Below are 26,999 nucleotides of genomic sequence, written 5' to 3'. Positions count from 1 at the left end.
ACTAAGACAGATGCTGACCAGGTTTATCCATTTGCTCCCCTAGAGCAACAATCAACCCCATTAACTGACTTTGTTCACTCTCGTTCAAGGGTCTTTTCATCATTTTACGGACCCAGTACACCCACTGGACCTGCTGTTTGCGACCCAGGCCGTCCAGCCAGTGGCTTAAATCAGACTGGTTGAGCAAGACCGCATCACGCCGGGCATGGTTACGGCAACGCAACTGATACCAGATGCGCAGGCTTCGCCCCGCCAGGGCCAATGCAAACTCGAGATTGGAGACCGGCCCGAGTTGCCATTGCTCGTAGCCGGGCACCCTGGACAGCACCTCGAAACTCAGCGGGTCTCGTCCGGCAAAGCCTCCGGCCAGACTGCCCAGTGCGCCGCCCACAACCGCTCCAAGAAACAGGGAGGTGCCCCCGACAGCTGCATCGACAACCAGGCCAGAGGCAGCACCGGCCGCCCCGCTCAGTGACGCCAGCCGGGTTCGCGACAAGCCCCAGGCCCGCCATTCGTGCGCATCCAGCAAGTCATCGGTCGCCAGTGATTGCCATTCGCCGGTCCAGTCGAGATTGCGATGCCCGTAATAGCCCGCGAGGGTGACCTGCAGTTGCTGCTCCTGTCGCTGGATATCGCGGTTAAATTGAGCTAGCCCCTGCTGCTTGAGTTGATCTTTGGGCCCGGCCAGGGGCAGACGCAGACGGTGTTGCAGCACTTGTTGCAAATACAAAACCAGGGCTTCGGCGCTGTGCTGATGGCGCTGCTGGCGTTGTTCCGACAAGGCATCGACGCTGCGCATCAGACCTTCACGCCAGGGCAGATGGATCTCTGCCATGCTGCGCAACAAACCCAGATGATGTTCAAACGGTGCCTGCAAAGGGTTGAAGGTACGCACCAGCGAAAAATACTGCTGCAGCGCCAGTTGCCACTCGGCTTCGTGTCCGGTTTCCCGTATTGGGTTCAACAGCGCCAGTCGCGGCTGGGCGGTCCAGGAGAGCAGCGTCAGTTCGGCTTCAAAGGTGGCGTCAAAACGCTGGCTGGTATCGACCACGTAGACAATGCCGGCGCCTTCCAGCACGGGGGTCAGCAGAGTGCAGTCGTCTGCGAATTTGGGGTCGTCGCGATGCGACTGAACAAACCGCCGCAACGCCTCAGGCCGGCCAGCGGCACCCTCACTGTGCTGTTCACACCAGGCGATGATCTGGCGTGCGCGCTGAAACCCGGGGGTATCGATCAGTTCATAGAGCACGCTTTGCTCAAGCATCAATTGGTAACGATGAGCATCCCGGGTGGTGCCGCTGACGGGTGATACGGCGATGTGATCATCCTGAGTCAGCGTCGACACCAGACTGGACTTGCCCTGATTGGGGTGTCCAACCACAGCGAATACCGGGATAGCCGTGGCAGTTGCCGGGTTCCGGGTCATGATGTTCCCTTCCGGGCTGCCAAATCAGTTGCCTGAGCGTCGAGCCAATATAATTGCACGGGCAATTCCTGGGTGCTGACAAAGCCCTGCCAGCTCTGGCGGTCGGTTTCCCGTTGTCCGGAACCCGGTTCAGCCGAACTGCTTAACAACACTTTCACTTCCTTGTGACTGCCCGCGCTGAGCGTAATCAGGTCGGCCAGATCACCGGTGGGTACTGCCTGTGCGGAAATCACCCACACTGGCTCCTCTTGCTCAGTGTGCCGTTCAATGGTCGCTTCGTCTTGTGCCAGACTGCCGCGACCGAGGTTGACTGAGCCAGCGGGCAATCTGCCGGGCAGCGGATCCTGCCAGGCGAGTACCGGGACCGAAGGCGACATCCCGGCTGTTGGCAGGTCCGCCTCATGGGCCGTAAAGGTGGCCGGTTGCTCCGGTGTCAGCGATTCGAAGTGCAACACCTCGGGACGCTGCTGTTCAAAGCGCTGATGCAGCTGCCGGTTCCAGCGCGGCCAGTGCGCCAGCCGGCGCCTCAGTACGCGGTGATTCACCAGCAACGCGAGGGCCACTGGTAGCAATACCCAAAGCAGAGTGACCTGGGTCAGCCACACAGCCCAATACTCCGAGAAATTCAGCAAGTTGGTTTCCCACCCGGTAATGCTGCCTGCCTGCGACGCGCTGATCGCCAGCGGTTCGGGCACGTTCAGAATGCCCAGCGTCAGCAGCGCGAACAGATCGTCGACGCGCACCGAGGCACCCTGCAATGAGGTGCTCCAATAGAAAATCAGTTGCCGGGTTAGCAACATCAGCCACATCCAGGCCATACCAGCCACCACAAACAACGCCTGGGCTTTCAGGCTTTGGGCAGCGCACCAGGCGGCGAACACTGCATCGTCTTCGGCGCTCAGCCAGTGGCGCCACCAGGGGCTGCGCTTACGCCACCAGGCATTGATTAGCGTCCAGACGAGTACCAGCATCGGAGCCAGCCAGAACACCAGCAAAAAAATCAGCATGTGGATGCCGCTGCCATCGGGCCAGACCATCAGCCCGCTGAACGCAAGGATGCCATTAATGGCCCCCAGCCAGAACCACCATGAAAACCACGGCATCCTGCGCTCAGCCGGCAAAGTGCTGGCGTATCCGAGAAACTCGAACCAGTTGTCCGTAGCCGGGCCTGAACGAAGCCCGGGTTCGGCATGCAACCAGCGTAAGCCCAGGTCGATGGCTTGGGTGGGTGATGTCTTCAGAGACGGTCGTGAAGTTGTCATGGAGTCCTATTACGATCGCCGGTACTAGACCGGCAAGTTGCAAAAATAAACAAAGCTGTGGCCCGAGTTTAGCAAGGAGCTTCGCAGGCGTCGCCTGCCCATTGGCGAGACCTTGCCGCTGTAACTATGCTCATTGTACTTGTCTGAATTTGGCTGACCGATAAAGGATGATCCCATGACCGTAAAGAAACGCTATCTCACCTCCAGACCCGAATGTCGGTGTACCTTTGTGTTACCCGCTGAGGCCGCTCCCAACGCCCGCTCTGTTGCACTTGCCGGTGACTTCAACAACTGGTCGCTCGACAGTCATCCGATGAAACGGCTGAAATCCGGCGATTTTAAACTTGAATTGAGCTTGCAGGTTGGCCAGCAATACCAGTACCGTTTTTGCATCGATGGTAACCAGTGGGAGAACGACTGGAACGCTGAAGCCTACGTGCCAGCTCCGGGGCTGCCGGTCGATAACAGTCTGGTAAGCCTCTAGTCACTTGCTGCATTTGAGTGCATTCAGCCTGCTTCTGTTGTCGCGATGCCCTGGGCTCGTGCAACAAAGAAATCGGAGAATGCCTCGACTGTTGGCTGGTGCCATTTGTGATGCTGCTAATGGCAAGCACCATGGCAGCTCTATACCTGCGTTCTTAGCAGAAGGCTGCAATTACCAAGTCCAAGCCGTACACTGATTCAATTTGGATTAACAGGGAGAGAGGGTGAACCGGCTTCGACTGGCAACCTATAACGTCGCACTCAACCGCCCCCGCGCTGGCGATCTAATGACCGATTTGACGACCAGACCAGGGCACCAGGTTTCTGGCTTGCTGCAAGTAATGGCGCAGGTCGATGCCGATGTCTGGATCATTAATGAGCTGGACTACGACCCAGGGCAACAGGCGTTAACCGCTTTTCAGGCTCGGCTTCGTGAAGCGGGCATGGATTTCCCCTATTGCTTTACCGCACCGGTGAACACCGGGGTGCCATCCGGACGGGATCTGGTAAAACAGGACGTAAATAACACCCTGGAAACTCCATTTGGGTTCGGTGACTTCCCAGGCCAATATGGCATGGCGGTTTTGTCCAAAGTTCCGCTCGATACTGAGGCATGCCGGACTTTTCAGCACTTTTTATGGCGTGATATGCCCGACGCTCTGATGCCTTCAAACCCGGACGGTTCGGCATTCTATACGGACGATGACCTGGCGGTGATGCGGCTATCGAGCAAATCCCACTGGGACTTACCGCTGACACTGCCTTCCGGGGCGTGCCATTTACTGATCAGCCACCCCACGCCTCCGGCCTTTGATGGCCCGGAGCGGCGCAACGTTTGCCGCAATCATGATGAGATTCGATTCTGGGTGGACTACATCAGCGGAGCGTCGTATATGACGGATGATCAGGGGTTGAGTGGCGGTTTGGCACCCGATCAGCCCTTTATTGTGGCTGGCGATCTGAATGCGTCATCGGCGGGCGGCGACAGTCAACCGGGGGCGATTAACCGTCTGGTGACGCACCCGTCCGTTCAGCCACTTCGGCCGCTTTCTGATCGAGGCCATGACCTGACTGCACGCTGGAAAATGCGAGCCGACTACGTTTTGCCGTCGACTCAACTGGCGGTTCTCGGGACAGGTGTATTCTGGCCAGCACCGGAGCACCCGCTCAACGTTGCGTTGGAGCGGGCGTCTGATCATCGGCCGGTCTGGCTGGATATCGCGCTGCCAGACCGGACCAATCAGGCCTTGCCGTGATGCTCGGCCAGGTAGATCCAGGTGCTGAGCACTGAATCCGGGTTCAGTGACACCGATTCGATGCCCTGATCCATCAGCCATTCGGCAAAGTCCGGGTGGTCTGACGGGCCCTGGCCGCAGATACCAATGTATTTGTTGGCCTTGCGACAGGCCTGAATGGCCATGCTGAGCAGGATTTTGATGGCATCATTACGCTCATCAAACAGGTGAGCAATTACGCCCGAATCCCGGTCGAGGCCCAAGGTTAACTGAGTCAGGTCGTTGGAGCCGATGGAGAAGCCATCGAAGTATTCCAGGAACTGGTCGGCCAACAAGGCGTTGGACGGCAGTTCGCACATCATGATCAGTTTCAGATCGTCCTTGCCGGATTCCAGCCCATTGTCGGCCAGCAATTCGACCACCTGACGCGCTTCATCAACGGTGCGTACAAAAGGCACCATCAACTGAACGTTGGTCAGACCCATTTCATTACGTACTTTCTTCATGGCCCGGCATTCAAGCTCAAAGCACTCGCGGAACGAATCGTCGATATAACGCGAGGCGCCGCGAAACCCGATCATCGGGTTCTCTTCCTGAGGTTCATACTGGGAACCGCCGACCAGGTGCGCGTATTCATTCGATTTGAAATCGGACAAACGCACGATCACCGGTTTCGGGTAAAACGCCGCAGCAATCGACGACACGCCCTCGACGATTTTCTCAACGTAGAAGTCGACCGGGCTTGGGTAGCCGGCCATGCGGTGATTGATGCTCTCGCGTACTTCGACTGGCGCTTCGTCGTAATGCAGCAACGCCTTGGGGTGCACACCTATCATCCGGTTAATGATGAACTCAAGCCGGGCCAGGCCAACACCGGCGTTGGGCAACGACTGGAAATCAAAGGCCCGGTCAGGGTTGCCGACGTTCATCATGATCTTGAACGGCAAGTCCGGCATGGTGCTCAGGTCGTTCTCTTCGACGTTGAAGTCCAGCAGCCCCCGGTAAACGCGGCCGGTATCGCCTTCGGCACAGGAGACGGTGACGTCGTCGCCACTGACCAGTTTATCGGTCGCATCACCACAGCCGACCACGGCCGGAATGCCCAGTTCACGGGCAATGATGGCGGCGTGGCAGGTACGGCCACCGCGGTTGGTGACGATGGCCGAGGCCCGCTTCATGATCGGTTCCCAGTCCGGGTCGGTCATGTCGGTGACCAGGACATCGCCGGCATGCACCTGGTGCATCTGGCTGAGATCACTGATCACCTTGACCGGGCCCTGGCCGATGCGCTGGCCGATGGCGCGGCCATCGATCAGCAACTTGCCCTTCTCTTTCAGCGCATAGCGTTCAATAACAGTGGCCGAGCCACGGCTTTTCACGGTTTCCGGTCGGGCTTGTACGATGTACAACTTACCGTCTTCGCCGTCGCGCGCCCATTCGATGTCCATGGGTCGTTTGTAGTGCTTTTCGATGGTCATGGCCTGATGGGCCAGTAGTTCCACTTCGTCATCGGTAAGAGAGAACCGCGACCGGTCGGCTTCATCAACCTGAACGGTTTCAACGGATTTTCCGGTCTCGGCCGATGCCCCATAGACCATTTTGATCAGCTTGCTGCCCAGGGTCCGCCGCAGAATGCCGTGGTAACCATCGGCCAGGGCGCGTTTGCTAACGTAAAATTCGTCGGGGTTCACCGCCCCCTGGACCACGGTTTCGCCCAGGCCATAGGCCGCGGTAATGAACACCACCTGGTCGAAACCGGATTCGGTGTCCATGGTGAACATCACCCCGGAGGCACCAATGTCGCTGCGTACCATGCGCTGTATACCTGCCGACAGCGCGACATGGGCATGGTCGAACCCCTGATGCACCCGGTAGGCAATGGCTCGATCGTTAAACAGGGAAGCAAAGACTTCCTTGATCGCCTGCAGCACCTCATCGATGCCGTGAATGTTCAGAAAGGTTTCCTGCTGGCCGGCGAAGGAGGCATCTGGCAAGTCTTCAGCGGTCGCCGAGGAACGCACGGCCAGCGACCGGCCCGGATCTCCGTCGGTCAGTGTCTGGTAAGCCGCCCGCACTTCTTTTTCAAGACGTTCGGGGAACGGCGCCAGCATGACTTCCTTGCGGATTTCACGGCCCACTGTTGCCAGTGCTTCGACATCATCGACGTCCAGCGATGACAGGCGTGAATCAATGCGCTCTTTCAGCCCTTCAAAAGCGAGGAATTCGCGATAAGCCTCTGCGGTCGTTGCAAAACCACCCGGCACGGTCACGCCCAGGGCCGACAGATGACTGATCATTTCACCCAGGGAGGCGTTCTTGCCGCCCACGGTGGGTACGTCGTGTATACCCAGTTCGGTAAAGTCCTTAACGAATTCCATGCTGATCTCCACGTGCTACTTGATAGGGTTGCCTGCCCTGTTGCCGGGCAGTGCATTCATTAAACCTCAGATCGAGGGCGTTGTGCATTTATTCTGTGAATGATGACCATTGCCTTGCGGAATGACCGGGGCCGCTGTTGTACCTCGACACTTGTGCCGCGGCTGTTTTATCCCGACAGTGCCGCTATAGTGTAGGACATCGACAAGGGGATGTGACCCCCGCTGACCCGCTCCGGATTCAAGGATTTGTTCATGAGTGCCAACCGCCCCGTCTTTTTTATTTCCGACAGCACCGGCATCACCGCTGAAACGCTGGGCCACAGTCTGCTGTCCCATTTCGACCGTACCCAGTTTACCGAAACGATTCTGTCGTTTATTGATACGGAACAAAAAGCGCGCAATGCGGTTGACCGGGTGGCCAGGGCGGCCCGCGAATCGGGTCTGCAACCGATCATTATCGAAACCATCATCGACCCGAAGATTCGCGACATTGTGCACGACAGCGATGCGCATACGGTCGATATCATTTCGACCTTTCTCGGGCCTCTGGAGCAGTTGCTGGGGCAGGCGTCGAACATACGCATCGGCCGACCCGAAGTATCGGCTGACTTTGGCCACTACCAGCGCCGCATGGACGCCATGCAATTCGCGCTGGAGAACGACGACGGCCGGCGACTGCATCATTACGATAAGGCCGATATTATTCTGGTCGGCGTGTCCCGCAGCGGTAAAACCCCGACCAGTATCTTTCTGGCGCTGCAAGCCAACATTTACGCAGCCAACTACCCGCTGACCGACGATGACTTTGAAGAGGCGCGCATGCCCAAGGCGCTGGAGCCCTTTCGCAACAAGCTCTACGGCCTGAGTATCGACCCGAAACGGCTGAACCAGATACGCGACGGGCGAAAAGCCAACAGCGACTACGCATCCCTGCGCCAATGCGAAGATGAAGTGCGCATGGCCGAAGCTCTGTTTCGACGGTTTGGTATTCCCTTTATCGATACCACGCGGCTGTCGATCGAGGAAATCTCAACCCGCATTATCGTCGACAAGGGATTGCGCGACCGCATTCGAACCGTCAACTAAGGCTAGCATCCTATTTGTTAAACCAGGCTATCAAACGCAAAAAAGGGGCCGTAGCCCCTTCAGAAATCACCCTGTCGCTGGCTCAGTTATAAGACCAGTTCAGAGTCACGCCAGAGAAGGCGTAGTAGGCTCTTATGCCAATCGTCCAGGTATCCGCAGCCGGGTTGGCAAAGCTGCATTGCTCTGTATTACCACTGCGATAGGGACGGCAATCGTAACGGCTACTGGTCGGCTGATTGCCCTGTCTGACATAAAGATCGGCATCACCGCTGCCACCCTCGATGCCCACGTTCAACGAAGACATACCGGCAGGCACTTCAACCGTGTAGTACAACCACTGGCCCTGTGTAGCCGAAAGATTGGAATCCGTGCCCGAGTCGGGGCCACCGCCGTCTGAGCCCGCATCAAACTCGGCCAGCAGCGTGACGCCCTCGTAGCCGTTGTAGCCACGAAGCATGACGTGATATACCCCGGCTTCCGGCGAAGCAACTGAGCAGGATTCTGCATTACCATCCTGCCAGGGGCGGCAATCGTAGTTCGACGTCGTCGGCTCGCTGGCGAATTGGGTATACAGATCGGCATCGCCACTGCCGCCGCTGATGCTGATGGTCAGATCACTGGCTCCGGCAGGTACCGATAAGGTGAACCGTTTCTCAGAACCCTGTCCTCCCTGCAGGCCAGTCACCGGTACGCCGTTTTCCAGCTCGGATTCTACTGGGCCGGTTGGCGCACAGGCCGCTGTGGACACCCCAACGGTATCAAACGCATCGACCACCACACCCAGGTCATACCCCAGTGCATTGGTTGCATCAACCGCACCACAGGCGCCCTCTGCGTAGTTGGTAGACTGGTTCCAGTACATCTGGTTTGCCAGTACGAAAATATCGAACGCCTGACGCGTGTCCCAGCCTTCACTGGTCGCGATCAGATAAAACGCCCGGTTAAACACGCCGGAGCTGTGGTGAACGTCCATGCCACCGACATAATCCGATGCGTGGCCGATGGACCTGCCGTCCCGGGTGGGGTCGTCCATATAGCGCAGCGAGCCCTGACCTTTGTAGATATCGGCACCTACCATCCAGTCGTTGCTGCCCTTCATAAAATATTCGGCTGCTTCCCCGGCCATATCCGAGAACGCCTCGTTGATACCGCCGGACTGATTGGCATATTGCAGGCCTGAGTTCTGCTCGGTAAACCCATGGCTGACTTCATGCGCCGACACATCCAGACTGACCAGCGGGTAGAAGCGGCTGGCACCATCGCCAAAGGTCATTTGCGAGCCATCCCAGAATGCATTCTCATAATTGTTGCCGTAATGGACCCGCATTCTCAATTTTTGGGTCAGTGGCGCCGTGTCGTACCACTGCTGATACATATTGAACACGACATTGCCAAAATAATGCGCGTCATTCAGCGGTGAATAGGCACCGTTGGTGTACCGGTTTTCATTGTTCGGGCAGGTAAAGGAAAACACATTGCCGCCACTGGTGGCTCCGCCCATATCAATCGTCTCGACGTTGTTGGTCGACATTCGACAGTTGTCGTCGACTTCCATGGCCGGGTAATCGGTACCGTAGACATACTGACCGGTTTTTTCGTTTCCGCCCGGCCCGGTCGCTTCCTGGTGCGCAATGCCATCCCAATGCTCAAGCACGGCGCCGGTATGGGCATCAATAAAATAGAAGGGGCGGGATGGCTCATCACCGTATTCAACCCAGCTGATCAGATACGCCAGCCGCGTCTGATCCTGCTCATCGACGTGTATATACAGTGTATGAGCCTGGTTCTTCGCGGCCAGTTTTAATGCCTCGACCGACAAAGCACCGGCGCTAAACCCTTGCTGGTTACGCTGAACAACCGACTGCGTCATCGCCTGGTCTATCGCGTCTGTCAGTTTGATGGACGGTGTGACCGAGGGCACTTCTGCCGCCAGCCCGGTCAGCACATCGCCACTGACATCAGCCACGACGCCCTGCCCGGTCTGCGTCACTGTCTGCCCCCAGACGGGAACGCCCTGATGCATTTGCTGAAACCGCGTCACTGTCATGCCATTGGCCAGTGTCCGGCTGTTAACCGATGCCATCTCGACACCATTCTGACTCGCAGTGATGCCTTGTGACGCCAGCATGTCGACACTGGCAGGCACCCGGTCTGCTGCCTGAACACCGGCAACCAGAGTCGCTGCCAGAGTCAGGGTAATCCTCGATAATTGCTTCATGATTGGATTCCTTCTTCTATTATTTTTTTTATCCGTCGCCACGAAGCGCAGTGCGCTTCCATGAGGGATCACCTCGCGACAGCAGCACACCCATCAAGCTCCCTGACGGATTGCGACACTGCACATTGGCGAAACGGAATTCGGAAGGTAAGACGTCTGAAGACAGGCCAACGGACACTGTGCGGGAATCGCACACCGTTGCTTTCACAAACCCCGAGTTGAGACACGCTCAAACTCTGTTCGGGGTTACCGAACTCCGTTAGCGTGCCGGAAAAACGGTGTCGGCAGTGCGCATTAGCCTCGATTTTTTGGGATAGACGTCACTTTTTTACGCAACCTGCCAACTCCCTCACAGCCTGAACGCTGGACGGGCTAACACTGGTAGAACTGGTGCTTTTCTTGCTTGGAAGGAATAGCCGCGATTACCCCACTGGCGGGAAAAAAATTGAGGCAACCAAACCGTTCACTTAATGAACAAGCAGCTATTGCTATCGAACACTTCGATATTCCTGATCAGACGTTCGTGTCGAATACACCTGCTGCCATAGCTGACCCTGACGGGACCGGAAGAAGGCGGCACAGCTGTATAGATAAAACATCCACAGCCGCTGAAACCGCTCGTCATACCGGTCCGACAAGTCCGGCCAGGCAGCATCGATTCGCTCAGCCCAAGCCATCAGGGTGCGATCATAATCAGGCCCGAAGTTGTGCCAGTCCTCGAGCCGGAACAGGCCCAGACTGGCATTGTTAATCTCGCGTCGTGACGGCACCTTGCCATTGGGAAAGATGTACTTGTTGATAAAAGGCTCGGGCGCCGCGCTGTCGGCTTCATCGCCAATGGTGTGCAACAAGAACAGACCATCGTCAGCCAGTAACCGATGGACTGTCTCAAAAAAGGTACGATGGTTTTTGGCGCCTACGTGTTCGAACATCCCCACTGAGACGACCCGGTCGAACCGACCCGTTAGACTGCGATAATCGGCCAAACGAATGTCCACCGGCAAATCTGCTAGTAAATGACGGGCAAATGCTTGCTGCTCCTGGCTGACGGTAATGCCAACCACATTAACCTGATAATGGCGCGCCAGGTGCCCGGCCAGACCACCCCAGCCACAGCCTATATCCAATACGGTCTGGCCGGGGCTGAGGTCAAGCTTGCGGCAAATCAGGTCGATTTTGGCCTGCTGAGCATCAGCCAGGGTCTGGGCCTGCGACCAGTAAGCACAGCTGTACATCATGCTGTCATCGAGCATGCGCCGAAACAGGTCGTTACCAATATCGTAATGCACTCTGCCAACGGTGAAGGCACGCCGGTCACTTTGAAAGTTGATTAGCCGGTAAGCCAAACCTCGACAGGCATCTTTCAACCGAACCAGCCCTGGCATATGACCCTGAACGCCGGTGCTCAACAGGCGCGTTATCATTTCGTCAATTCGATAACTGCTCCACCAGCCGTCAATGTAAGCTTCGGCCAATCCTACCGACCCGTGCCTTAACAAGCGTCCATAAAGTCGGGGGTTGTGCACCTGAAGATCCCATGGACGGTCGCCCTGAACCCGGATGTCTGCCTGATCCAAAACGCTTTTGATCCAGCCAGGCGGTTGTACGTCAACGGAGGGCGTTCTTAGGGCAATACGAGGGGCGTCTGCCTGGCGACTGCTCAGGCGGGATTCATTCGCCGTCGATTGATTGGGGGTCATCTTCGTCGTCATAGCCATCCCTTCTGAATCTGTATTCAGCGAGACAGAACACCTGTCCTCTCAGGGTAACCGAACTAACGTGTGACCAGGGTACTCAACCCACCTTTCACAGGGCGGTGACACCGACTGTCTCCGGGCAAAGAATACATAACCTAACGCTTAGCTAAGCACTGCATGGGCAGAGTATCAAGCTTTTGCGCGACAATGATTAACGAGCGTCCTGGCAAGCGTTCAAATGCCACCCAGCACCCAGGCAAGCACCAGGGGTATCGACACAATGCTCAGCGCATTGGAAAACATCACCATGGCGGCCACCTGTTCCGGCTGCTGGTTGTAGCGTTCCGCGACCAGATAGTTCAATACCGCCGGTGGCAAGGCACCAAACAGTATCAGCATGGCTTGCTGCACGGGCGGCAGATCCAGCAGCAGCGCCAGTGGCCAGGCGACCATCAACCCGAGAATCGGCGAGGCAACCGCGCTGACCACCCCGATGCGCCAGCCACTCAAGTCCAGATTCACCAACCGGACACCCAACGCGAACAACATCAGCGGAACAGCGATATCGCCCAGCAAAGCGAGCGAGCGAATCAGCCAGTCGGGCAAATGCACACTGAAACCGGCAATGGCCAGACCCAAAGCGGCAGCGATGATCATGGGGTTTTTCAGTACATGCAGCAGATGGGTTCGCGGGTTAAGCAGCCAGGCACCCACGGTAAAGTGCAGGGTGTTTTCCACAATAAACAGAATCACCGCCGCGGGCATGAATGCTTCACCGAAGGTGAAGAGCATCAGCGGGAGCCCGGTGTTACCGCTGTTGCGGAACATCATCGGCGGTACAAAGGTTTTCCAACTGACCCCGATGGCCCGGGCCAGGTAATAGGCACCAATGCCGGGCAGCAAGGTCACCAGAATGGCGCCCAGCGCCAGTGGCGCGTAGTCGCCCAAATCAACCGGACGCGAGGCAAACACACTGAGAATCAGGAAAGGCGTGAATACATCGATGTTGATGCGATTGGCCGCTTCCATGTTCGGGGCGTGCTTGCGCCCGTAGAGAAACCCGACAAGAACAACCAGAAAAATGGGCACAACAATGCCCGCAATACGCTCAACCATGACGCTTAACCAACCTGTTTACCAGAAAGAGCCCAGCAGGGAAGCCACTCAGAGACGCGCCTGGCGACCGGGCAATCGCCAGACCCACAGCACCCACAACACGGCAAAATTCAATTCAAACAACCGCTGCCACAAGCCCGGATACCAGTCGCGCTGCCAGGCCGCCACCTGCAGAACCAGAAAGGTTAACACCAGCGTCACTTTCAGCGCGCTCATGCCTTTGACGGAGGTCGCTGGCACCAGCCGGACACCCGAGACGACGGCACCGGCACTGAGCACCCAAATCAGTGTGCTGTGAATCAACTGGTTAGCGCTGCCCGAAGCCGGGCAACCCAGATCACAGGGAAACACCACACTGCCGATGTAGCTGGCAGCAAAGGCTATAGCCCCAAACCGCACCCAGGGGTCCATTTTGTTGGGCTCGAGCGCTTTTCGGGCGGCCTCGACAGCCCCCATCCAGAAGGCACCAATGAGCAAAAAAGCGCCATTAGCGGCAGATCGGTTAGGCATATCAATGGTACCCAACTCGCTGATGAACTGAACACTGCTGTAACCTGGCACCCGGGCACCCAAGACCCAGGGTAACGCCACCAGCAACAAAGTGGCGAGAATCGACAACATCATGGCTTTGGTATTCACAGGCATCCTTTTAGTAAGCCGGTCGCAGCGCAGAGCTTACCGGGCCAGAGCCGGGTGGTACAGAGCCCATCACAAACAGGTTTTGCTTTCTGGCTCCAGAACTGAATAATAGCGGCCTGTTTCGCCCACCTATCACCCGGTTTCGCCACTGCCATGTCAGCGTTGCTCTCATTCAGACACACCGGAAGTACCCTTCCAGCGCTGTTGCTATGGCTAATGCTCAGCCTCTCAGCAACCGCCCTCGCCCAACCGACCCCTGAACCGGTTTGCCCGGGTGATATGGACACCGAGTCTGAGCAATCCTTTGATACTCAGCATTTACTGACGGAAAACGGACTAACGCCCGACTTTTCACTGGACGACCGATCCGAGCCAGCCTCCCTGCCCTCTCTGCTGCTACTGGCTCGCCTGCCATTAACCACCTCTGACTCCATTCCGACCGGAAGCAAACAACGCCGCACTGGCTGTCATTTCAAGGCCTGGCCACAGGCACCTCCAGCGACTTGAGCTAGTCTGTCTGTTTGATGGTTTGCTTGTAAATTGAAGTTTCTGAGGTGTTAGCAAGTTGAGTGATGGCTGCCGGGTGGGCTCATCCGGGGGGAGTCCGCAGTATGGATCGGTCCGACGCCTCGGCTGCGGCCTAGGCTCCATGGATGGATTTACGCCGACCCCGGATGAGTCTACCCGGTCGCGATCACGAATTCCTGACACCAAGGCCCACATTGTGATTGCCAAGTCACACCTTCTGTAAATGGAGCGTTTCTGTGCCCTTAGCGTTAATCCTGATTATTGGTATTTTTACTCTTGGCTACCTCGCCATCATTGCCGAACACAGTCTTAAGATCGACAAGACAGCCCCGGCAATCATGAGCGCCGTCCTGTGCTGGACGGTATATATACTGTTCGCTGGCGATCTGATCGCCGTGGATACCCTGCCGGCCTGGTTTCTGGAAGAGCATGCCAATCTCGACCAGAGCGCGCTGATACATACCTGGGTTGGCGAGCATCAATTGCTGACCTTCCTGGGTGAAATTGGCTCAATTCTGTTCTTTCTTCTCGGCGCCATGACCATCGTAGAATTTGTGGATGCCTATGGCGGCTTTGCCATTATTACCGACCGGATCAAGGCAACCTCCACCGTTACCCTGCTGTGGTTAATTGCGGTGCTCGCCTTCTTCATGTCAGCCGCTCTGGACAACCTGACCACCACCATTGTGATGATATCGCTGATTCGAAAGCTCATCGCCAGCCGCCAGGAACGTCTGTTTTTTGCCGGCATGATCGTCGTTGCCGCAAATGCGGGTGGTGCCTGGTCACCAATAGGTGACGTGACCACAACCATGTTGTGGATTGGTGGACAGATCACCACCATGGCGATCATCAAATCCCTGTTTTTACCATCGCTGATTTGCCTGCTGGTACCCATGCTGTATCTGACCTGGTCATTACGCGGCCAGTCCATTCACCCGCCCCAGGCCATGCCTTACAAACAGGATGCCGATCAGGTAACCCGCCACCATCGCAATATTATTTTCGCGGTTGGCATTTTGGGCTTGCTGTTCGTGCCCGTGTTCAAAACCGTTACCCACTTGCCGCCCTTCATGGGCATGATGTTGAGCCTTTCGGTATTATGGATCGTCAGTGAAATCATTCATCACAGAGCCGACTACGACGACGACACCGAACTGCACATTACCCGGGTGCTGAAGCGTATTGATACGCCCAGCGTTCTGTTCTTTCTGGGTATTCTGCTCGCCGTTTCCGCGCTGGAAGCCACTGGGCTGCTATCGTCCCTGGCCAGTACTCTGGATCAATCGATCGGCAACATTAACCTGATCGTCTTTCTGATCGGGTTGATGTCTGCCGTTATCGACAACGTACCCCTGGTTGCCGCAACCATGGGCATGTATGACCTGTCGGTTTATCCAACCGATGCTGCGATGTGGGAATTTCTGGCCTATTCTGCCGGAACAGGTGGCAGCTGCCTGATTATCGGGTCAGCCGCCGGGGTGGCAGCCATGGGCATGGAGCGCATCAGCTTCTTCTGGTACCTGAAGCACATCGCTCCGCTAGCGCTGATGGGCTATATCGGTGGCGCACTGTTTTATCAGTGGGTTGTTTAATTCCTGCAAACAACCCTGGCGCGGGCTCTAAGGTCCGCGCCTCCCACAATAAGGGAGTGGGAACCCTAAAGTGCACTAAGTCGTTAATTCCTCATATACTGACATGGCCTCGCCTGCTTTCATCAGGCCGGGGCCGCCGCCCATCTGGATAACCACACCCAGCATTTCTGTAAAGGCCTCGCGGGTAACCCCCAGCTTGACCAGAGAGCGCACATGGTAACCAATGCAAGGCTCACAGTTAACACTGATGGCGATCGCCGTTGCTATCAGTTCCTTGGTCAAATGAGTCAGCTCACCATCCACATAGGTTGCTTTGCCGACTGACTGAAAAGCGTCGTAGGTGGCAGGCTGTTCTTTGCGCAATGCAATCAGGTGAGGGGTCAGGTCGTTGGTCTTCTTTAGAATACTCATTGGATACTGCTCCTGGTGTTAGAGACATCCAGTATAGGCAAGCACCCGCAACACACCTTGAGTTTGGTCAGTAAAACAAAAAAAACCGGGCGTTTGCCCGGTTTATTATGGGCAACTGACGTTACCCCATTCTTGTTTCAGGACTGTGCCTGGCAACTATTAGCCATTCACTTCCTGGAAAGTAGCGTGCATTTCCTTTGAAGGCTCTGTCGATGCAATGCTGCCAACATAGACAGCAATGGTCGAGAACAGGAAGCCTGGAACAATTTCGTACATATCGAAAATGCCACCGGTCAACTGCTTCCAGACAACAACGGTAATACCACCGACCAGAATACCAGCAATGCAACCGACCCGGTTCATACGGTTCCAGTACAGCGACAGAATAACCGCCGGACCAAAGGCGGCGCCGAAACCGGCCCAGGCGTATGACACCAGTGCCAGTACCGAGCTGTCATCATCCAGTGCGAAGAACCAGGCGACGAGCGCAATCAGTACCACAGCGCCACGACCAATTTTTACCAGTGACGCCGGGTCGGCATCTTTTCTGAAAATCGATTTGTAGAAATCTTCAGTCAGTGCGGACGAGGACACCAGCAACTGTGAATCTGCAGTCGACATGATCGCAGCCAGAATCGCCGCCAGTAAAATACCTGCCACCAGAGGGTGGAACAATGCCTGAACCAGGCTAATGAACACCGTCTCGCCATCGGGCAAACCCGTTTCAAAATACCCAATGCCTGCAATACCAACCAGCAGTGCGCCAGCCATACCCAGGAACGTCCAGGTTACGGCAATGCGACGCGCACGCTTCACTTCGTTGCGGTCTTTAATGCCTTTGAAACGCGCCAGAATGTGCGGCTGACCAAAATAGCCCAGACCCCATGCCAGAGATGAAATAATGGCAATCAGCCCCAGCGAAGAGCCATCGGCACTGGTGAACATGCTAACCAGATTCGGGTTTTTCGCTTCCAGAACGGCCGCCGGGCCTTCACCGATCACCATGAGTGCAAAGATCGGCACAATGATCAGCGCTGCTGCCATCAACAAGCCTTGCACCAGGTCTGTCCAGGAAACGGCCAGATAACCGCCAAAGAGCGTGTAGGAAACCACCATGATGGTGCCTATGGTAACGGCAATGGTGTAATCCCAACCGAAGACGGTTTCAAACAGTTTACCGCCCGCTACCAAACCGGAACTGGTGTAGAACAGGAAGAACAGCAAAATGAAGAAGGCTGAAATGGCACGAATCGCCACCTTATCTTCGAACCGGTTGCTGAAGTACTGCGGCAAGGTCAGGCTGTCCGAGGCAGCTTGTGAATAGGCACGCAAACGGGGCGCAACGATCAACCAGTTCAGATAAGTGCCTGCCAGCAGACCAACGGCGATCCAGGCTTCGCCCATGCCCGAGGCATATATGGCGCCGGGCAGACCCAGCAATAACCAGCCAGACATATCGGAGGCACCGGCCGACAGCGCTGAAGGCCAGGCACCCAGAGAACGACCGCCCAGTATGTAATCAGACAGGTCTGTCGTGCGGCGATAGGCCCAAAGGCCGATCCACATCATACCCGCCAGGTAGATAATAAAGGTCAAACTGACCGCTATGGTGTTGCTCATAATGTACTCCGAGTTATTGGGAGCCTCTGAACAATTCCCCCTGGGCTCTGCGCGAGCTAAAACGTTTTGCCCAAGTGGGCGGCACTCCGACGTACTTCGCAGCGCAATGGCCGTAGCCCTTGTCAAGAAGTGCAACGCCGTGGCAGAACGTTTTAGCCGCGCCCTCCGGGGCTTTCCGAGGAACGTTGCCACTGCGTTGGACTCATTTGAAAGGTCTAGACATTCCTGCATGAGTCCGCCTTGTGGCAACGTCCCTCGGATAAGCCAGAGCCCAGGGGGAATTATTCAGAGTCTCCCTATTGTTGTGATCGATAAGGCTATCGAGCGTTTCTCGTGCTGCTCCCGAATACCAGCGCTGTCCAGTGCAATGGGGTCGATCCGGGATGCAGAGGCGCGGGTGGCAACTCCACATCCCGGATCCAGTCGGGGCAGTTATTTGCGGCTGTTCAGGCAGCCACTGTTACCGGCACCGGAGGTCGGGATTCAACGCTCCGGCTTCGGTGTCATTCTCCGGCCAATTGGCCGGTTGAACGATTCATTCGCCAAACCGGCAGTTGCCGGCACAGCACCGTTATTAATCTTCGCTTTCCAGTGACAGCAAACTGGCGTTCCCACCCACCGCCGTGGTGTTGATGGTACGCACCCGTTCAGTCGCAAAGCGTTTGATGTAATTCGGGCCACCGGCTTTCGGGCCTGTGCCCGACAAACCACGACCACCGAACGGCTGTACACCAACCACCGCACCAATCTGGTTGCGATTGACGTAACAGTTTCCGACCCGGACCCGGGCTTCGATGTAGGCAGCCGTCGCTTCATTGCGACTGTGAATGCCGAGTGTCAGGCCATAACCGGTTTTATTGATGTCGGCAATTACCTGATCGAGTTCGCGCGCCTTGTAGCGATAGATGTGCAGTACCGGACCAAACTGTTCGCGTCCCAGTTCATCCAGGCTTTCAATACGAATGGCGACAGGTGGGATGAAATAGCCATGTCGGGTATGTTCACTCAACTTGGCTTCAGCCAGTACCCGGTCTTTCTTGCGCCAGCCGTCGACATAGTCGGTCAATCCGGTCAGGGCTTTCTGGTCGATCACCGGGCCACAGTCGGTTTGGTACCACTGCGGATTCCCCATTTCGATGCGGCTCAGTGCACCGCCGATCAGCTCAATGATGCGGTCGGCCACATCGTCCTGAACGCAGAGCACACGAAGGGCTGAACAGCGCTGACCGGCACTGGCGAAGGCTGAACCCATCACATCGGCAACCACCTGTTCCGGCAAGGCGGTTGAGTCGACGATCATGGCGTTCTGTCCGCCGGTTTCGGCGATGAAGGTAGGCATAGCACCGGTTCGCTCGGCGAGGGTCCGGTTAATCAGTTGCGCTGTTTCCGTAGAACCGGTAAAAGCGATGCCGACCAGACGCTCGTCACTGAGTACGGCGTTGCCAATAACGGGACCTGCACCCGGCAAATACTGGAGTACGTCACCGGGCACACCGGCCTGATGAAACAGTTCGACAGTACGGCCGGCAATCAGGGAGGTGCTTTCTGCCGGTTTGGCGAGCACGGTATTGCCCGCTACCAGCGCAGCGCAGATCTGGCCGGTAAAAATGGCCAGCGGAAAGTTCCAGGGGCTGATGCACAGAAAAACGCCCCGGCCTTCGTAATAATGTTCGTTGCTCTCGCCGGTCGGCCCGGGCAGCAGCGTTGGCTCGTTCATGTTGGCGCGCGCCTGCACGGCGTAGTAACGGCAGAAGTCAACGGCTTCACGTACTTCATCGATGCTGTCCTGCAGCGACTTACCGGCTTCACGAGCACAGAGAGCCATCAGTTCGGCCGTGTTGGCTTCCAGCAAATCGGCCAGTTTGTCGAGGCAGTCGGCACGCTTGATCGCCGGAGTCCGGTTCCAGCCAAACCAGGCTGAATCGGCGGTTTCCAGCGCTTGTTGCGCCATGTCGGCATCAGCGAAGTGCACCTGACCCACCGACTCTCGGGTGTCGTAAGGGCTTTTAACCTCAATCACTTCAGAGGTTGAGTGTGCTTTACCCGCCAACAGCGGTTTCTGTACCCATTGGGTGTCGTTCCAGGCATCAATGGTGTGCATCAAAGGGTCTCGTTCAAAGGCTACGGCAAGGTTATACCCCTGAGAATTACGGCGGCTGTCACCGTAGATTTCAGAGGGTCGTACAATTTTGGGGTTGCGATACACCGCACGGCTTTTTGCCAGCTCAACCGGAGATGACACCAGATCACCCACCGGCGTTTCAGCATCGACCAGGCGATGAACAAACGATGAGTTGGCGCCGTTTTCCAGCAGACGCCGCACCAGATAGGGCAGCAAATCCTTATGGGCACCGACCGGGGCATAGATGCGCACACGGTGTTTGTCTTCACTGAGCAGGGTGTCGTAGAGGGCGTCGCCCATACCATGCAAGCGCTGGTATTCGAAATCCCGCTCCGGGCGCTGCCGTGAAAACTCGGCAATCACCGCGACGGTGTGTGCGTTATGGGTGGCAAACTGAGGGTAAATGGCGCCATCGGCTTCGGCGCTCATCAGATAGCGCGCGCAGGTGATGTAGGAAACGTCGGTGTTTTCCTTGCGGGTAAACACCGGGTAATCGGCCAAACCGAGCACCTGGGCGTGTTTGATTTCTGTATCCCAGTAAGCGCCTTTAACCAGGCGCACCGGAATTAAATCCCCCTGCGCTTTGGCCAGCGACGTCAGATACCCCAGGACGGCCAGGGCACGTTTGGAGTATGCCTGAATAACCAGGCCGAAATTGCCCCAGCCTTTGGCGGCATCGCTCTGATAAACCTGTTCAAACAGACGCAATGACAGTTCAAGGCGGTCGGCCTCTTCGGCATCGATGGTAATGCCAACGCCCAGCGCCCGTGCTTCAGCGACCAGATCGGTCACGCGCTGGGCCAGCTCGGTCATCACCCATTCCTGATGGGATTCTTCGTAACGCGGGTGCAACGCAGACAACTTGATGGAAATCGTCGGTTTCGGTGCATCACTGGCCCACTCGTCCATGCGTGCGCCCAGTGTTTGCACCGCATCACGATAGGATTTGAAATAACGCTCGGCATCCGGGTCGGTAAACGCGGCTTCGCCGAGCATGTCGAACGAATAGGTGTACCCTTTCTTGCGGTAGGACTTGCCGTTCTTGATCGCTTCCTTGATGGTGCGCCCAAGCACGAATTGCTTGCCCATGATGCGCATAGCCTGGTTCATCGCAGCACGAATGACCGGCTCTCCGGCACGATTGATCAGCTTCGACAATAGATTGGCAGGTGACGTTTCACGACTGTCGAGCGAGGTTACCCGGCCGGTCAGCATCAGGCCCCAGGTAGAGGCGTTGACGAGCAGCGAATCCGACTTGCCCATGTGCTCTTTCCAGTCGGCAACGGACAGTTTGTCGCGAATCAGATCGTCGGCGGTATCCGGGTCTGGCACGCGCATCAGCGCTTCGGCCAGGCACATCAGGATTACGCCTTCTTCGTTATCCAGGCTGTACTGCTGCAACAACTTGTCGACGGCATGGGCCACATCACCCTGGCTACGAACCCGATCGACAATGCGACGGGCGGTGGCCTCAATGGCTTTGGCACTGTCGTCACCTGGCTCTGCAACCTCAACCAGTTGCGCCATGTATTCGTCTTCATCAACGGCGTACTGGTCCACAATAAACTGAAACCACTGTTGTGGTGTCAGATCCCGGTAGTCTCCCGATACCGCCCGAGAGGCGTCAAACTGCGTCATAACCATCCTGCCTGCAATCTAGTTGGAGTTATGCAGACACAGTAGCCGAGCCCCTCTGTTCAGCGATTGTCAAAAACGGGGCTTTTTTTGTTAAATAATCCGAAAGTTTCGGTAGCGATAAGGTTCGAGCGAGGAATTACATCGGGAAGGTGGTAGAGGAAGCGGGCTTGTGAACTGCGCCCTACCTCCCTTTACTAATGAGCGCTGGCTTGCTTGCGAATCTGACCCGGCGAGTGCCCGGTACGATTCTTAACTGCGTGGGTCAGTGCACTCTGGTTACTAAAGCCCGTCTCGAGTGCAATGTCGGCAATGGAGTGCGAAGAACAGCGCAGCAGCCAGATGGCCTGGTCGAGCCGCAGTTTCATGACGTACTGGTAAGGCGTCATGCCGGTCACCTGGCGAAACCGGAGATGAAACTGGCTTATGCTCATGTGACAGAGGTCAGCCATTTCGGTCACCGAGACTTTCTCCTGCAGGCGGTGACGAATCATCTGGTCGATTCTCGACAAATCGAACCGCCCGAGAGACTCCTGTCCGGGTACCGCTCGCCCGGTCAGGCGCTGGTACAGGCTGTGCAGCAAGAGAGCACTGACATGCTGCTGCATGTGTGGGTCGTGACCGAACTGATCAATCTCGCGCGCCATGGCGGTCAGCAGGCTGCCGAATTGCGCGTCGAGCTGGAAATAATGGGGGCGATCGAACAAACGGCACAGCATTTCATGGTCAATGCTGCTGTCGATGGAGGCATCCACCGAGAAATCGAGTACCACCATGCGGTTATCGCCCAGGCCCTGAAAGGCGTGATCACTCTGGGTGGGGACCAGACACCCATTACCCAGACACAACTGGTCACCGCCCTCACCTTCAAGTTCAAAGGCGGCATTGCCCTCGAACCCAAGAACAACCTGGTGATGACTGTGATGATGGCGACCACCCGTTTGAGGCATGGGCTCCAAACGACTCAATCCTCCCAACCACATAGCACGCTCCCAGAGGTGATGAATCAATACCGGTGACAGACCTGCATCGACCTTAGCCTCATACCATACGCCCCGCTACCGCTGTCGCCAAGTCATCGGGGGGATTAATGTCAGCAAGGGCTCGGCACTGCGCTCCGCATCGGTGCGGGAAGCTGCCCCAAAGACGCGCGGTCGCACCATAATGCAGCGCTTTGAACCCCTGAAACGCTCGACCGCGGCGATTTTAAAGGCACAGCCCTTGCAATGACAAGCCAAGCTCCGTCTTAGACCCATTACTGCAGGACCTCGCCGTGCGCGTATGAACATTCTTGTCATTGACCAACAACTCGAACGCGCCCAAATTCTGGAAACCGCTCTCACCGCGCTCGGCTACGCCGTGGTGATTCGATCGCCGAACGAACACCGCATCTACCAACTGGTCGAGTCCTTTCAGCCCGATGTTGTCATCGTCGATGCCCAGTCACCCGACCGGGACATGCTCGAGGATGTAGCGCTCACGTCCGACCGTATGCCGCGCCCGATCATCTTCTTCGCCGAAGATGACGACGACACCGTCATTCGTGATGCCATTAACGCCGGCGTCAGTGCCTACATTGTCGATGGCCTTCAGGCCAGCCGCGTCAACACCATTATCAAAGTTGCCATTTCCCGCTTCGAGGCCTTTCAGGCCCTGCGGGGCGAATTACGCAAAACCCGCGATGAATTGGTTGATCGCAAGGTCATCGACCAGGCCAAAGGCCTGCTGATGAAACATCGCCAGTGCGACGAAGCCGCGGCGTTTGGCGCCATGCGTAAAATGGCCATGAACAAGAAGGTACGCCTGGTCGAGATCGCCCAGGACATATTGGTGCTGTTCGATGAATAAGCCATCCACCGCCACCCCTAACGCCTTCACGCCCGGGCCGGCTGTTGTAAGCCAGCTTGCGACTGTTGACGAGAGAACACTGTAATGAGTAACCCGATCACATCCCAAGGTACCGACTGCACCGAGCTGAACCTCGGCTTTCTACCACTGCTCGATGCGGCGCCGCTGATCGTTGCCCAGGAAGCCGGGTTTTTTGCCGACGCTGGCTTGCAGGTGCGCCTGCACCGGGAAGGTAACTGGGCCAGCCTGAGAGACAAGCTGTCGCTGAAACTGATCGACGCCGCCCATTTGCTCGCGCCACTGGTGGTCGCCAGCCAGACTTCGCTGGCCAGCACGGCCATTAGAAATCGCCTCACCACGTCGCTGTCACTGGGGCTCAATGGCAATGCCATTACCTTTTCCAATGCGCTCTCGGCGGCACTCGGCTGTGCCCTGCCCGCAACGCAGGCCGAACTGGGGCCAGCGCTGAAAGCGGTGATCGACGACCGGCACAAACGCGGCCTGCCCAAGCTGGTGTTTGGTACGGTCTTTCCGATGTCGATGCACACCTATTTGTTACGCGCCTTTTTTGACCAGGCCAACATCGACCCCAACCAGGACATCGGGATCCGCGTGGTACCGCCGCAGCAAATGGTCGAGGCCCTGACTCAGGGCGATGTTGACGGGTTTTGCGTCGGCGAACCCTGGAACACCGATGCGGTTCGCGCCTGCCAGGGCAACCTGGCCTTGCTGGGCTACGATATATGGCCCGATGCACCGGAAAAGGTGCTGGCCGTTCACGCTGACTTTGCCGACCAGCAGCCCGACACCCATCAGGCCCTGATCGGCGCCCTGTTACGCGCCTGCCAATGGCTGGATGGTCCCAACAGCCTGGCCTCAGTCGCGCACTGGCTGGCGAAACCCGACTACCTCAATTGCGATTCCGACCTGCTGCTGGAAGCCATGCAAGCCCCCTGGCACGATGGCCAGCCACGCTGGCACAAGGTGTTCTTCCGCAACCGGGCTACCTACCCCAACCCGGATCACGCCCGCTGGATGCTGACCCAGATGCAAGCTGCCCGGCAATTGCCCGAAAAACGGGTTTCTGACGCCGAGGTGATAGACCGGGCGTACCAGCCAGAGATCTGGATAAAAGTTTTCAAAAAGATGACGACGGTAGCGAAAGCTGAAACTCCAACCGATTCAGAGACTTAGAAAGCCGTTGAAAAAAACGGCGTCAATCCTCCCGATTTTTCTTTAAAAACCCTCTTTTCAGCCCCCCTTCTCCTCTGTATTATGCGCGACCCGCTGACCACTGAGCCCCTGGTAAAAGAGTGCCAGGGCGCTGACGGGAGACCTGTATGAGCAAAGCAGCGTCGGCACCGGAGCCTTCACGGCACAACCCGGTTGCCCGGTTCAATCCGCACCGAGGCCAGACCTTTACCGACCGGAAAAAGTCAGCCAAACGCGGTTACCAAAAGCATCGCCCAGACTGGGCATAACATTAACCCAACGTGTCCAAAGCGATACCGGGAGCCATATCATGATCCGTTTCACAGTCGATACCATTCGTGTTCTCATTCACGTCAGCCCGCGGGGCGTGTTTGAGGACCTGTCTGACTGGGATCAAGAGGTTGTCGGCTCATACTCGGTCGATGTCTCGGCAAAACTGGACAAGGAACACTGGGCCGATGCCGCACTGGATGCCTTTCACGGGTCCATTTCGGTCGACGATGAAGACGCACTCGAATTTCTGGTTGAAGACAGCCAGGGCAGTCTGCTGATTGGTTCCCAGGGACATTTGCACGCCTCACTGATGGACGAAGCAGAACTGGTTTAACCGCTATTTTAAGAGCCGGCGCAGGGTGGTCAACAGCGCCGGATCCTCAGCATCATACTCGTTCGTCCCTCGATAGTTACCGCCTCAATCTCACCCGCTTCCCTGCTGCAAAATTGAGCCCCAATGGTGCGACTGCCCCAATTCAGCCCATAAATAGCGCATTAACACAGCGCGCAAGCCGCGGGCACAGTTGCCTCAGCAAACCCTCCAAGCCGCTCCGCTGCGGTGTTTCAGAGGTGATAATCGGTTCTGGCACGGTTATCGCTTTGTTCTGATTAGATCCATTGCTCCGCAGCAGACGCTTAATCGCTGCGCACAGAGCAATAACAACACAGTCTACTTGGCAACGGTGCCCTGTTCGCAAAACGCGAACTCGGTGCCGTTTTTTTTTGGGCGCTCGTCAGCAGCCAGACCACATTCCGGCACGCTGAGTGCAACGGTAAACCTTGGGGAGACAGATACTATGACCTTCAACCACGCTTCGACTTTCGTGCCTAAACGGCTCACCCGAACCCTGGTGGGCACTGCACTGTGCGCCACCGTCAGCATGGCCCAGGCCGACCTCGGCTGGCCGGAAAAAGAAGCCCTGACCTTTGGATTTATCAAACTAACCGACATGGCCCCGCTGGCCATCGCCTACGAAAAAGGTTACTTCGAAGACGAGGGGCTCTACGTCACGCTCGAAGCCCAGGCCAACTGGAAAGTTCTGCTTGATGGCGTTATTACCGGTGAACTCGATGGTGCCCATATGCTCGCCGGTCAGCCACTGGCTGCGACGCTCGGCTACGGCACCCAGGCCAACATTATTACGCCTTTTTCGATGGACCTGAACGGCAACGGCATTACCGTCTCCAACGATGTCTGGGCAAGCATGAAAGAACACATTCCCCACGAAGACGGCAAGCCGGTGCATCCGATCAGTGCCGAGGCGTTACAACCGGTCGTCACCGAATACCGTGACCGGGGCGAGGCGTTTCGGATGGGCATGGTGTTCCCGGTCTCGACCCACAATTACGAAATTCGCTACTGGCTCGCTGCGGGCGGCTTGCACCCGGGGTACTACGACCCGGCCAACGGTGATACCTCCGGGCTGATCGACGCCGATGTCGAACTGAGTGTTACCCCGCCCCCACAGATGCCCTCGACACTCGAAGCCGGCACCATCAAAGGCTACAGCGTGGGTGAGCCCTGGAACCAGCAGGCGGTGTTCAAAGGCATCGGTGTGCCGGTGATTACCGACTACGAGATCTGGAAAAACAACCCGGAAAAAGTCTTTGGCATTACCGAGGAATTTGCCGAGGCCTATCCGAATACCACCGTTAGAATGGTGCGCGCGCTGATCCGGGCCGCCCACTGGTTGGATGCCGACAACAATGCCAACCGGGAAGAAGCCGTACGCATTTTGTCCCAGCCCAAGTACGTTGGCGCTGATGAAGAAGTCATTGCCAACTCCATGACCGGCACCTTCGAATACGAACGTGGCGATGTGCGATCCGTCCCCGACTTCAATGTCTTTTTCCGCTACAACGCAACCTATCCCTACTACTCCGATGCCATCTGGTACCTGACCCAGATGCGTCGCTGGGGCCAGATCGACGAGCAAAAAACCGACGACTGGTATGTCGAGATGGCAGCACAAGTGTACCGGCCAGACCTTTACCAGGCTGCGGCTGAAAGCCTGATCGAGGAAGGCACCTTCAGCGCCGACCAGTTCCCGGCCTTTGCCAGCGAAACCGGCTTCAAACCCGAGCAGACTGAATTTATCGACGGCATTCCTTACAACGGCCGTGAACCCAACGCTTACCTGAGCCGGTTTCCCATCGGCCTGCAAGGCAGCAACGAGTAATCGTAGACCGTGCACTGCTCGTGGGTAATTAGCGC

At 56.8% G+C, this 26,999-nt stretch carries 21 protein-coding genes; 10 read left to right on the top strand and 11 right to left on the bottom strand.

The genetic code is table 11. The features are described 5' to 3' along the window. Position 1: 1 nt before the first annotated feature. Together ABJT94_RS16310 and ABJT94_RS16305 are read right to left on the bottom strand one after the other, a co-directional pair. Entirely contained in the window at positions 2-1,426 is a 1,425-nt protein-coding gene (locus tag ABJT94_RS16310; protein ID WP_348476507.1) for a DUF3482 domain-containing protein, read from the bottom strand. Beyond that, positions 1,423-2,688, bottom strand: coding sequence for a DUF2868 domain-containing protein (locus tag ABJT94_RS16305; protein ID WP_348476506.1), 1,266 nt, complete (start codon positions 2,686-2,688; stop codon positions 1,423-1,425). The genes ABJT94_RS16310 and ABJT94_RS16305 overlap by 4 nt, the downstream gene beginning before the upstream one ends. Before the next feature lie 175 nt (positions 2,689-2,863). On the opposite strand from ABJT94_RS16305, the gene ABJT94_RS16300 reads away from it, so the two are divergent. Together ABJT94_RS16300 and ABJT94_RS16295 are read left to right on the top strand one after the other, a co-directional pair. Continuing rightward, positions 2,864-3,172 carry an isoamylase early set domain-containing protein gene (locus ABJT94_RS16300; RefSeq protein WP_348476505.1) on the top strand — a complete coding sequence of 103 codons (309 nt, stop codon included), beginning with the start codon at positions 2,864-2,866 and terminating at the stop codon, positions 3,170-3,172. 223 nt (positions 3,173-3,395) lie between these two features. Continuing rightward, positions 3,396-4,427: an endonuclease/exonuclease/phosphatase family protein gene (locus tag ABJT94_RS16295; protein WP_348476504.1), complete on the top strand. Its 1,032-nt coding sequence runs from the start codon at positions 3,396-3,398 to the stop codon at positions 4,425-4,427. Here the strand turns inward: ABJT94_RS16295 and ppsA are convergent. Further along, positions 4,412-6,784, bottom strand: a complete 2,373-nt coding sequence (gene ppsA / locus ABJT94_RS16290; protein ID WP_348476503.1) for a phosphoenolpyruvate synthase — start codon at positions 6,782-6,784, stop codon at positions 4,412-4,414. The genes ABJT94_RS16295 and ppsA overlap by 16 nt on opposite strands. 252 nt (positions 6,785-7,036) lie before the next feature. On the opposite strand from ppsA, the gene ABJT94_RS16285 reads away from it, so the two are divergent. After that, positions 7,037-7,870, top strand: a complete 834-nt coding sequence (locus ABJT94_RS16285) for a pyruvate, water dikinase regulatory protein (RefSeq protein WP_127555638.1) — start codon at positions 7,037-7,039, stop codon at positions 7,868-7,870. An 82-nt stretch (positions 7,871-7,952) separates the two neighbouring features. Here ABJT94_RS16285 and ABJT94_RS16280 read toward each other — a convergent pair whose 3' ends face one another. The 4 genes from ABJT94_RS16280 to ABJT94_RS16265 form a co-directional block, all read right to left on the bottom strand. Next, positions 7,953-10,088 carry a pre-peptidase C-terminal domain-containing protein gene (locus tag ABJT94_RS16280; protein WP_348476502.1) on the bottom strand — a complete coding sequence of 712 codons (2,136 nt, stop codon included), beginning with the start codon at positions 10,086-10,088 and terminating at the stop codon, positions 7,953-7,955. A 488-nt stretch (positions 10,089-10,576) separates the two neighbouring features. Continuing rightward, positions 10,577-11,800, bottom strand: a complete 1,224-nt coding sequence (gene cfa, locus ABJT94_RS16275) for a cyclopropane fatty acyl phospholipid synthase (protein ID WP_348476501.1) — start codon at positions 11,798-11,800, stop codon at positions 10,577-10,579. Positions 11,801-12,019: 219 nt separating this feature from the next. After that, positions 12,020-12,901 carry an AEC family transporter gene (locus ABJT94_RS16270; RefSeq protein ID WP_348476500.1) on the bottom strand — a complete coding sequence of 294 codons (882 nt, stop codon included), beginning with the start codon at positions 12,899-12,901 and terminating at the stop codon, positions 12,020-12,022. A gap of 48 nt (positions 12,902-12,949) precedes the next feature. Further along, complete coding sequence (locus tag ABJT94_RS16265) at positions 12,950-13,540, bottom strand: DUF998 domain-containing protein (RefSeq protein ID WP_348476499.1); 591 nt, start codon at positions 13,538-13,540, stop codon at positions 12,950-12,952. Between the two features lie 279 nt (positions 13,541-13,819). On the opposite strand from ABJT94_RS16265, the gene ABJT94_RS16260 reads away from it, so the two are divergent. Next, on the top strand, positions 13,820-14,047 hold the full coding sequence (locus ABJT94_RS16260; RefSeq protein ID WP_348476498.1) for a hypothetical protein: 228 nt from the start codon (positions 13,820-13,822) through the stop codon (positions 14,045-14,047). Positions 14,048-14,304: 257 nt separating this feature from the next. Continuing rightward, entirely contained in the window at positions 14,305-15,663 is a 1,359-nt protein-coding gene (gene nhaD, locus ABJT94_RS16255) for a sodium:proton antiporter NhaD (protein WP_348476497.1), read from the top strand. Between the two features lie 75 nt (positions 15,664-15,738). Here the strand turns inward: nhaD and ABJT94_RS16250 are convergent, their stop codons facing one another. From ABJT94_RS16250 to ABJT94_RS16235, 4 genes are all read right to left on the bottom strand, one after another. Continuing rightward, a complete protein-coding gene (locus ABJT94_RS16250; protein WP_348476496.1) occupies positions 15,739-16,074 on the bottom strand; it encodes a carboxymuconolactone decarboxylase family protein in 336 nt (111 codons plus the stop codon). 159 nt (positions 16,075-16,233) lie between these two features. Beyond that, positions 16,234-17,697: a sodium/proline symporter PutP gene (gene putP, locus ABJT94_RS16245; RefSeq protein WP_348476575.1), complete on the bottom strand. Its 1,464-nt coding sequence runs from the start codon at positions 17,695-17,697 to the stop codon at positions 16,234-16,236. A 571-nt stretch (positions 17,698-18,268) separates the two neighbouring features. After that, positions 18,269-21,454 carry a bifunctional proline dehydrogenase/L-glutamate gamma-semialdehyde dehydrogenase PutA gene (putA, locus tag ABJT94_RS16240; RefSeq protein WP_348476495.1) on the bottom strand — a complete coding sequence of 1,062 codons (3,186 nt, stop codon included), beginning with the start codon at positions 21,452-21,454 and terminating at the stop codon, positions 18,269-18,271. A 194-nt stretch (positions 21,455-21,648) separates the two neighbouring features. Then, on the bottom strand, positions 21,649-22,434 hold the full coding sequence (locus tag ABJT94_RS16235; RefSeq protein WP_348483085.1) for an AraC family transcriptional regulator: 786 nt from the start codon (positions 22,432-22,434) through the stop codon (positions 21,649-21,651). Positions 22,435-22,732: 298 nt separating this feature from the next. Here ABJT94_RS16235 and ABJT94_RS16230 point away from each other — a divergent pair, with 298 nt between their 5' ends. The 5 genes from ABJT94_RS16230 (at position 22,733) to ABJT94_RS16210 (ending at position 26,964) form a co-directional block, all read left to right on the top strand. Then, on the top strand, positions 22,733-23,299 hold the full coding sequence (locus ABJT94_RS16230; RefSeq protein WP_348476492.1) for an ANTAR domain-containing protein: 567 nt from the start codon (positions 22,733-22,735) through the stop codon (positions 23,297-23,299). An 84-nt stretch (positions 23,300-23,383) separates the two neighbouring features. Beyond that, positions 23,384-24,493 carry a CmpA/NrtA family ABC transporter substrate-binding protein gene (locus tag ABJT94_RS16225; protein WP_348476490.1) on the top strand — a complete coding sequence of 370 codons (1,110 nt, stop codon included), beginning with the start codon at positions 23,384-23,386 and terminating at the stop codon, positions 24,491-24,493. Positions 24,494-24,639: 146 nt separating this feature from the next. Then, a complete protein-coding gene (locus ABJT94_RS16220) occupies positions 24,640-24,780 on the top strand; it encodes a hypothetical protein (protein WP_213677648.1) in 141 nt (46 codons plus the stop codon). A gap of 41 nt (positions 24,781-24,821) precedes the next feature. Then, positions 24,822-25,118 carry a hypothetical protein gene (locus tag ABJT94_RS16215; RefSeq protein ID WP_213677647.1) on the top strand — a complete coding sequence of 99 codons (297 nt, stop codon included), beginning with the start codon at positions 24,822-24,824 and terminating at the stop codon, positions 25,116-25,118. 547 nt (positions 25,119-25,665) lie between these two features. After that, on the top strand, positions 25,666-26,964 hold the full coding sequence (locus ABJT94_RS16210) for a CmpA/NrtA family ABC transporter substrate-binding protein (RefSeq protein WP_348476573.1): 1,299 nt from the start codon (positions 25,666-25,668) through the stop codon (positions 26,962-26,964). Positions 26,965-26,999: the final 35 nt, after the last annotated feature.

The sequence above is a fragment of the Saccharospirillum sp. genome (assembly GCF_039982735.1).
In the GTDB taxonomy this organism is placed as follows: Bacteria; Pseudomonadota; Gammaproteobacteria; order Pseudomonadales; family Natronospirillaceae; genus Saccharospirillum.
The sequence above is the reverse complement of the archived record's forward strand: the minus strand, read 5'-3'. Positions and strand labels throughout refer to the sequence as shown.

Bases quoted from the DNA above. Each gene is read 5' to 3' on its own strand.
- ABJT94_RS16285 (WP_127555638.1), top strand. From the start codon at position 7,037: ATGAGTGCCAACCGCCCCGTCTTTTTTATTTCCGACAGCACCGGCATC.
- cfa (WP_348476501.1), bottom strand. From the start codon at position 11,800: ATGACGACGAAGATGACCCCCAATCAATCGACGGCGAATGAATCCCGC.
- ABJT94_RS16210 (WP_348476573.1), top strand. From the start codon at position 25,666: ATGGCCCAGGCCGACCTCGGCTGGCCGGAAAAAGAAGCCCTGACCTTT.
- ABJT94_RS16220 (WP_213677648.1), top strand. From the start codon at position 24,640: ATGAGCAAAGCAGCGTCGGCACCGGAGCCTTCACGGCACAACCCGGTT.
- ABJT94_RS16250 (WP_348476496.1), bottom strand. From the start codon at position 16,074: ATGAGTATTCTAAAGAAGACCAACGACCTGACCCCTCACCTGATTGCA.
- ABJT94_RS16310 (WP_348476507.1), bottom strand. From the start codon at position 1,426: ATGACCCGGAACCCGGCAACTGCCACGGCTATCCCGGTATTCGCTGTG.
- ABJT94_RS16300 (WP_348476505.1), top strand. From the start codon at position 2,864: ATGACCGTAAAGAAACGCTATCTCACCTCCAGACCCGAATGTCGGTGT.
- putA (WP_348476495.1), bottom strand. From the start codon at position 21,454: ATGACGCAGTTTGACGCCTCTCGGGCGGTATCGGGAGACTACCGGGAT.
- ABJT94_RS16215 (WP_213677647.1), top strand. From the start codon at position 24,822: ATGATCCGTTTCACAGTCGATACCATTCGTGTTCTCATTCACGTCAGC.
- ABJT94_RS16260 (WP_348476498.1), top strand. From the start codon at position 13,820: ATGGACACCGAGTCTGAGCAATCCTTTGATACTCAGCATTTACTGACG.
- ABJT94_RS16225 (WP_348476490.1), top strand. From the start codon at position 23,384: ATGAGTAACCCGATCACATCCCAAGGTACCGACTGCACCGAGCTGAAC.
- ABJT94_RS16305 (WP_348476506.1), bottom strand. From the start codon at position 2,688: ATGACAACTTCACGACCGTCTCTGAAGACATCACCCACCCAAGCCATC.
- ABJT94_RS16230 (WP_348476492.1), top strand. From the start codon at position 22,733: ATGAACATTCTTGTCATTGACCAACAACTCGAACGCGCCCAAATTCTG.
- ABJT94_RS16235 (WP_348483085.1), bottom strand. From the start codon at position 22,434: ATGTGGTTGGGAGGATTGAGTCGTTTGGAGCCCATGCCTCAAACGGGT.
- ABJT94_RS16280 (WP_348476502.1), bottom strand. From the start codon at position 10,088: ATGAAGCAATTATCGAGGATTACCCTGACTCTGGCAGCGACTCTGGTT.
- ppsA (WP_348476503.1), bottom strand. From the start codon at position 6,784: ATGGAATTCGTTAAGGACTTTACCGAACTGGGTATACACGACGTACCC.
- ABJT94_RS16270 (WP_348476500.1), bottom strand. From the start codon at position 12,901: ATGGTTGAGCGTATTGCGGGCATTGTTGTGCCCATTTTTCTGGTTGTT.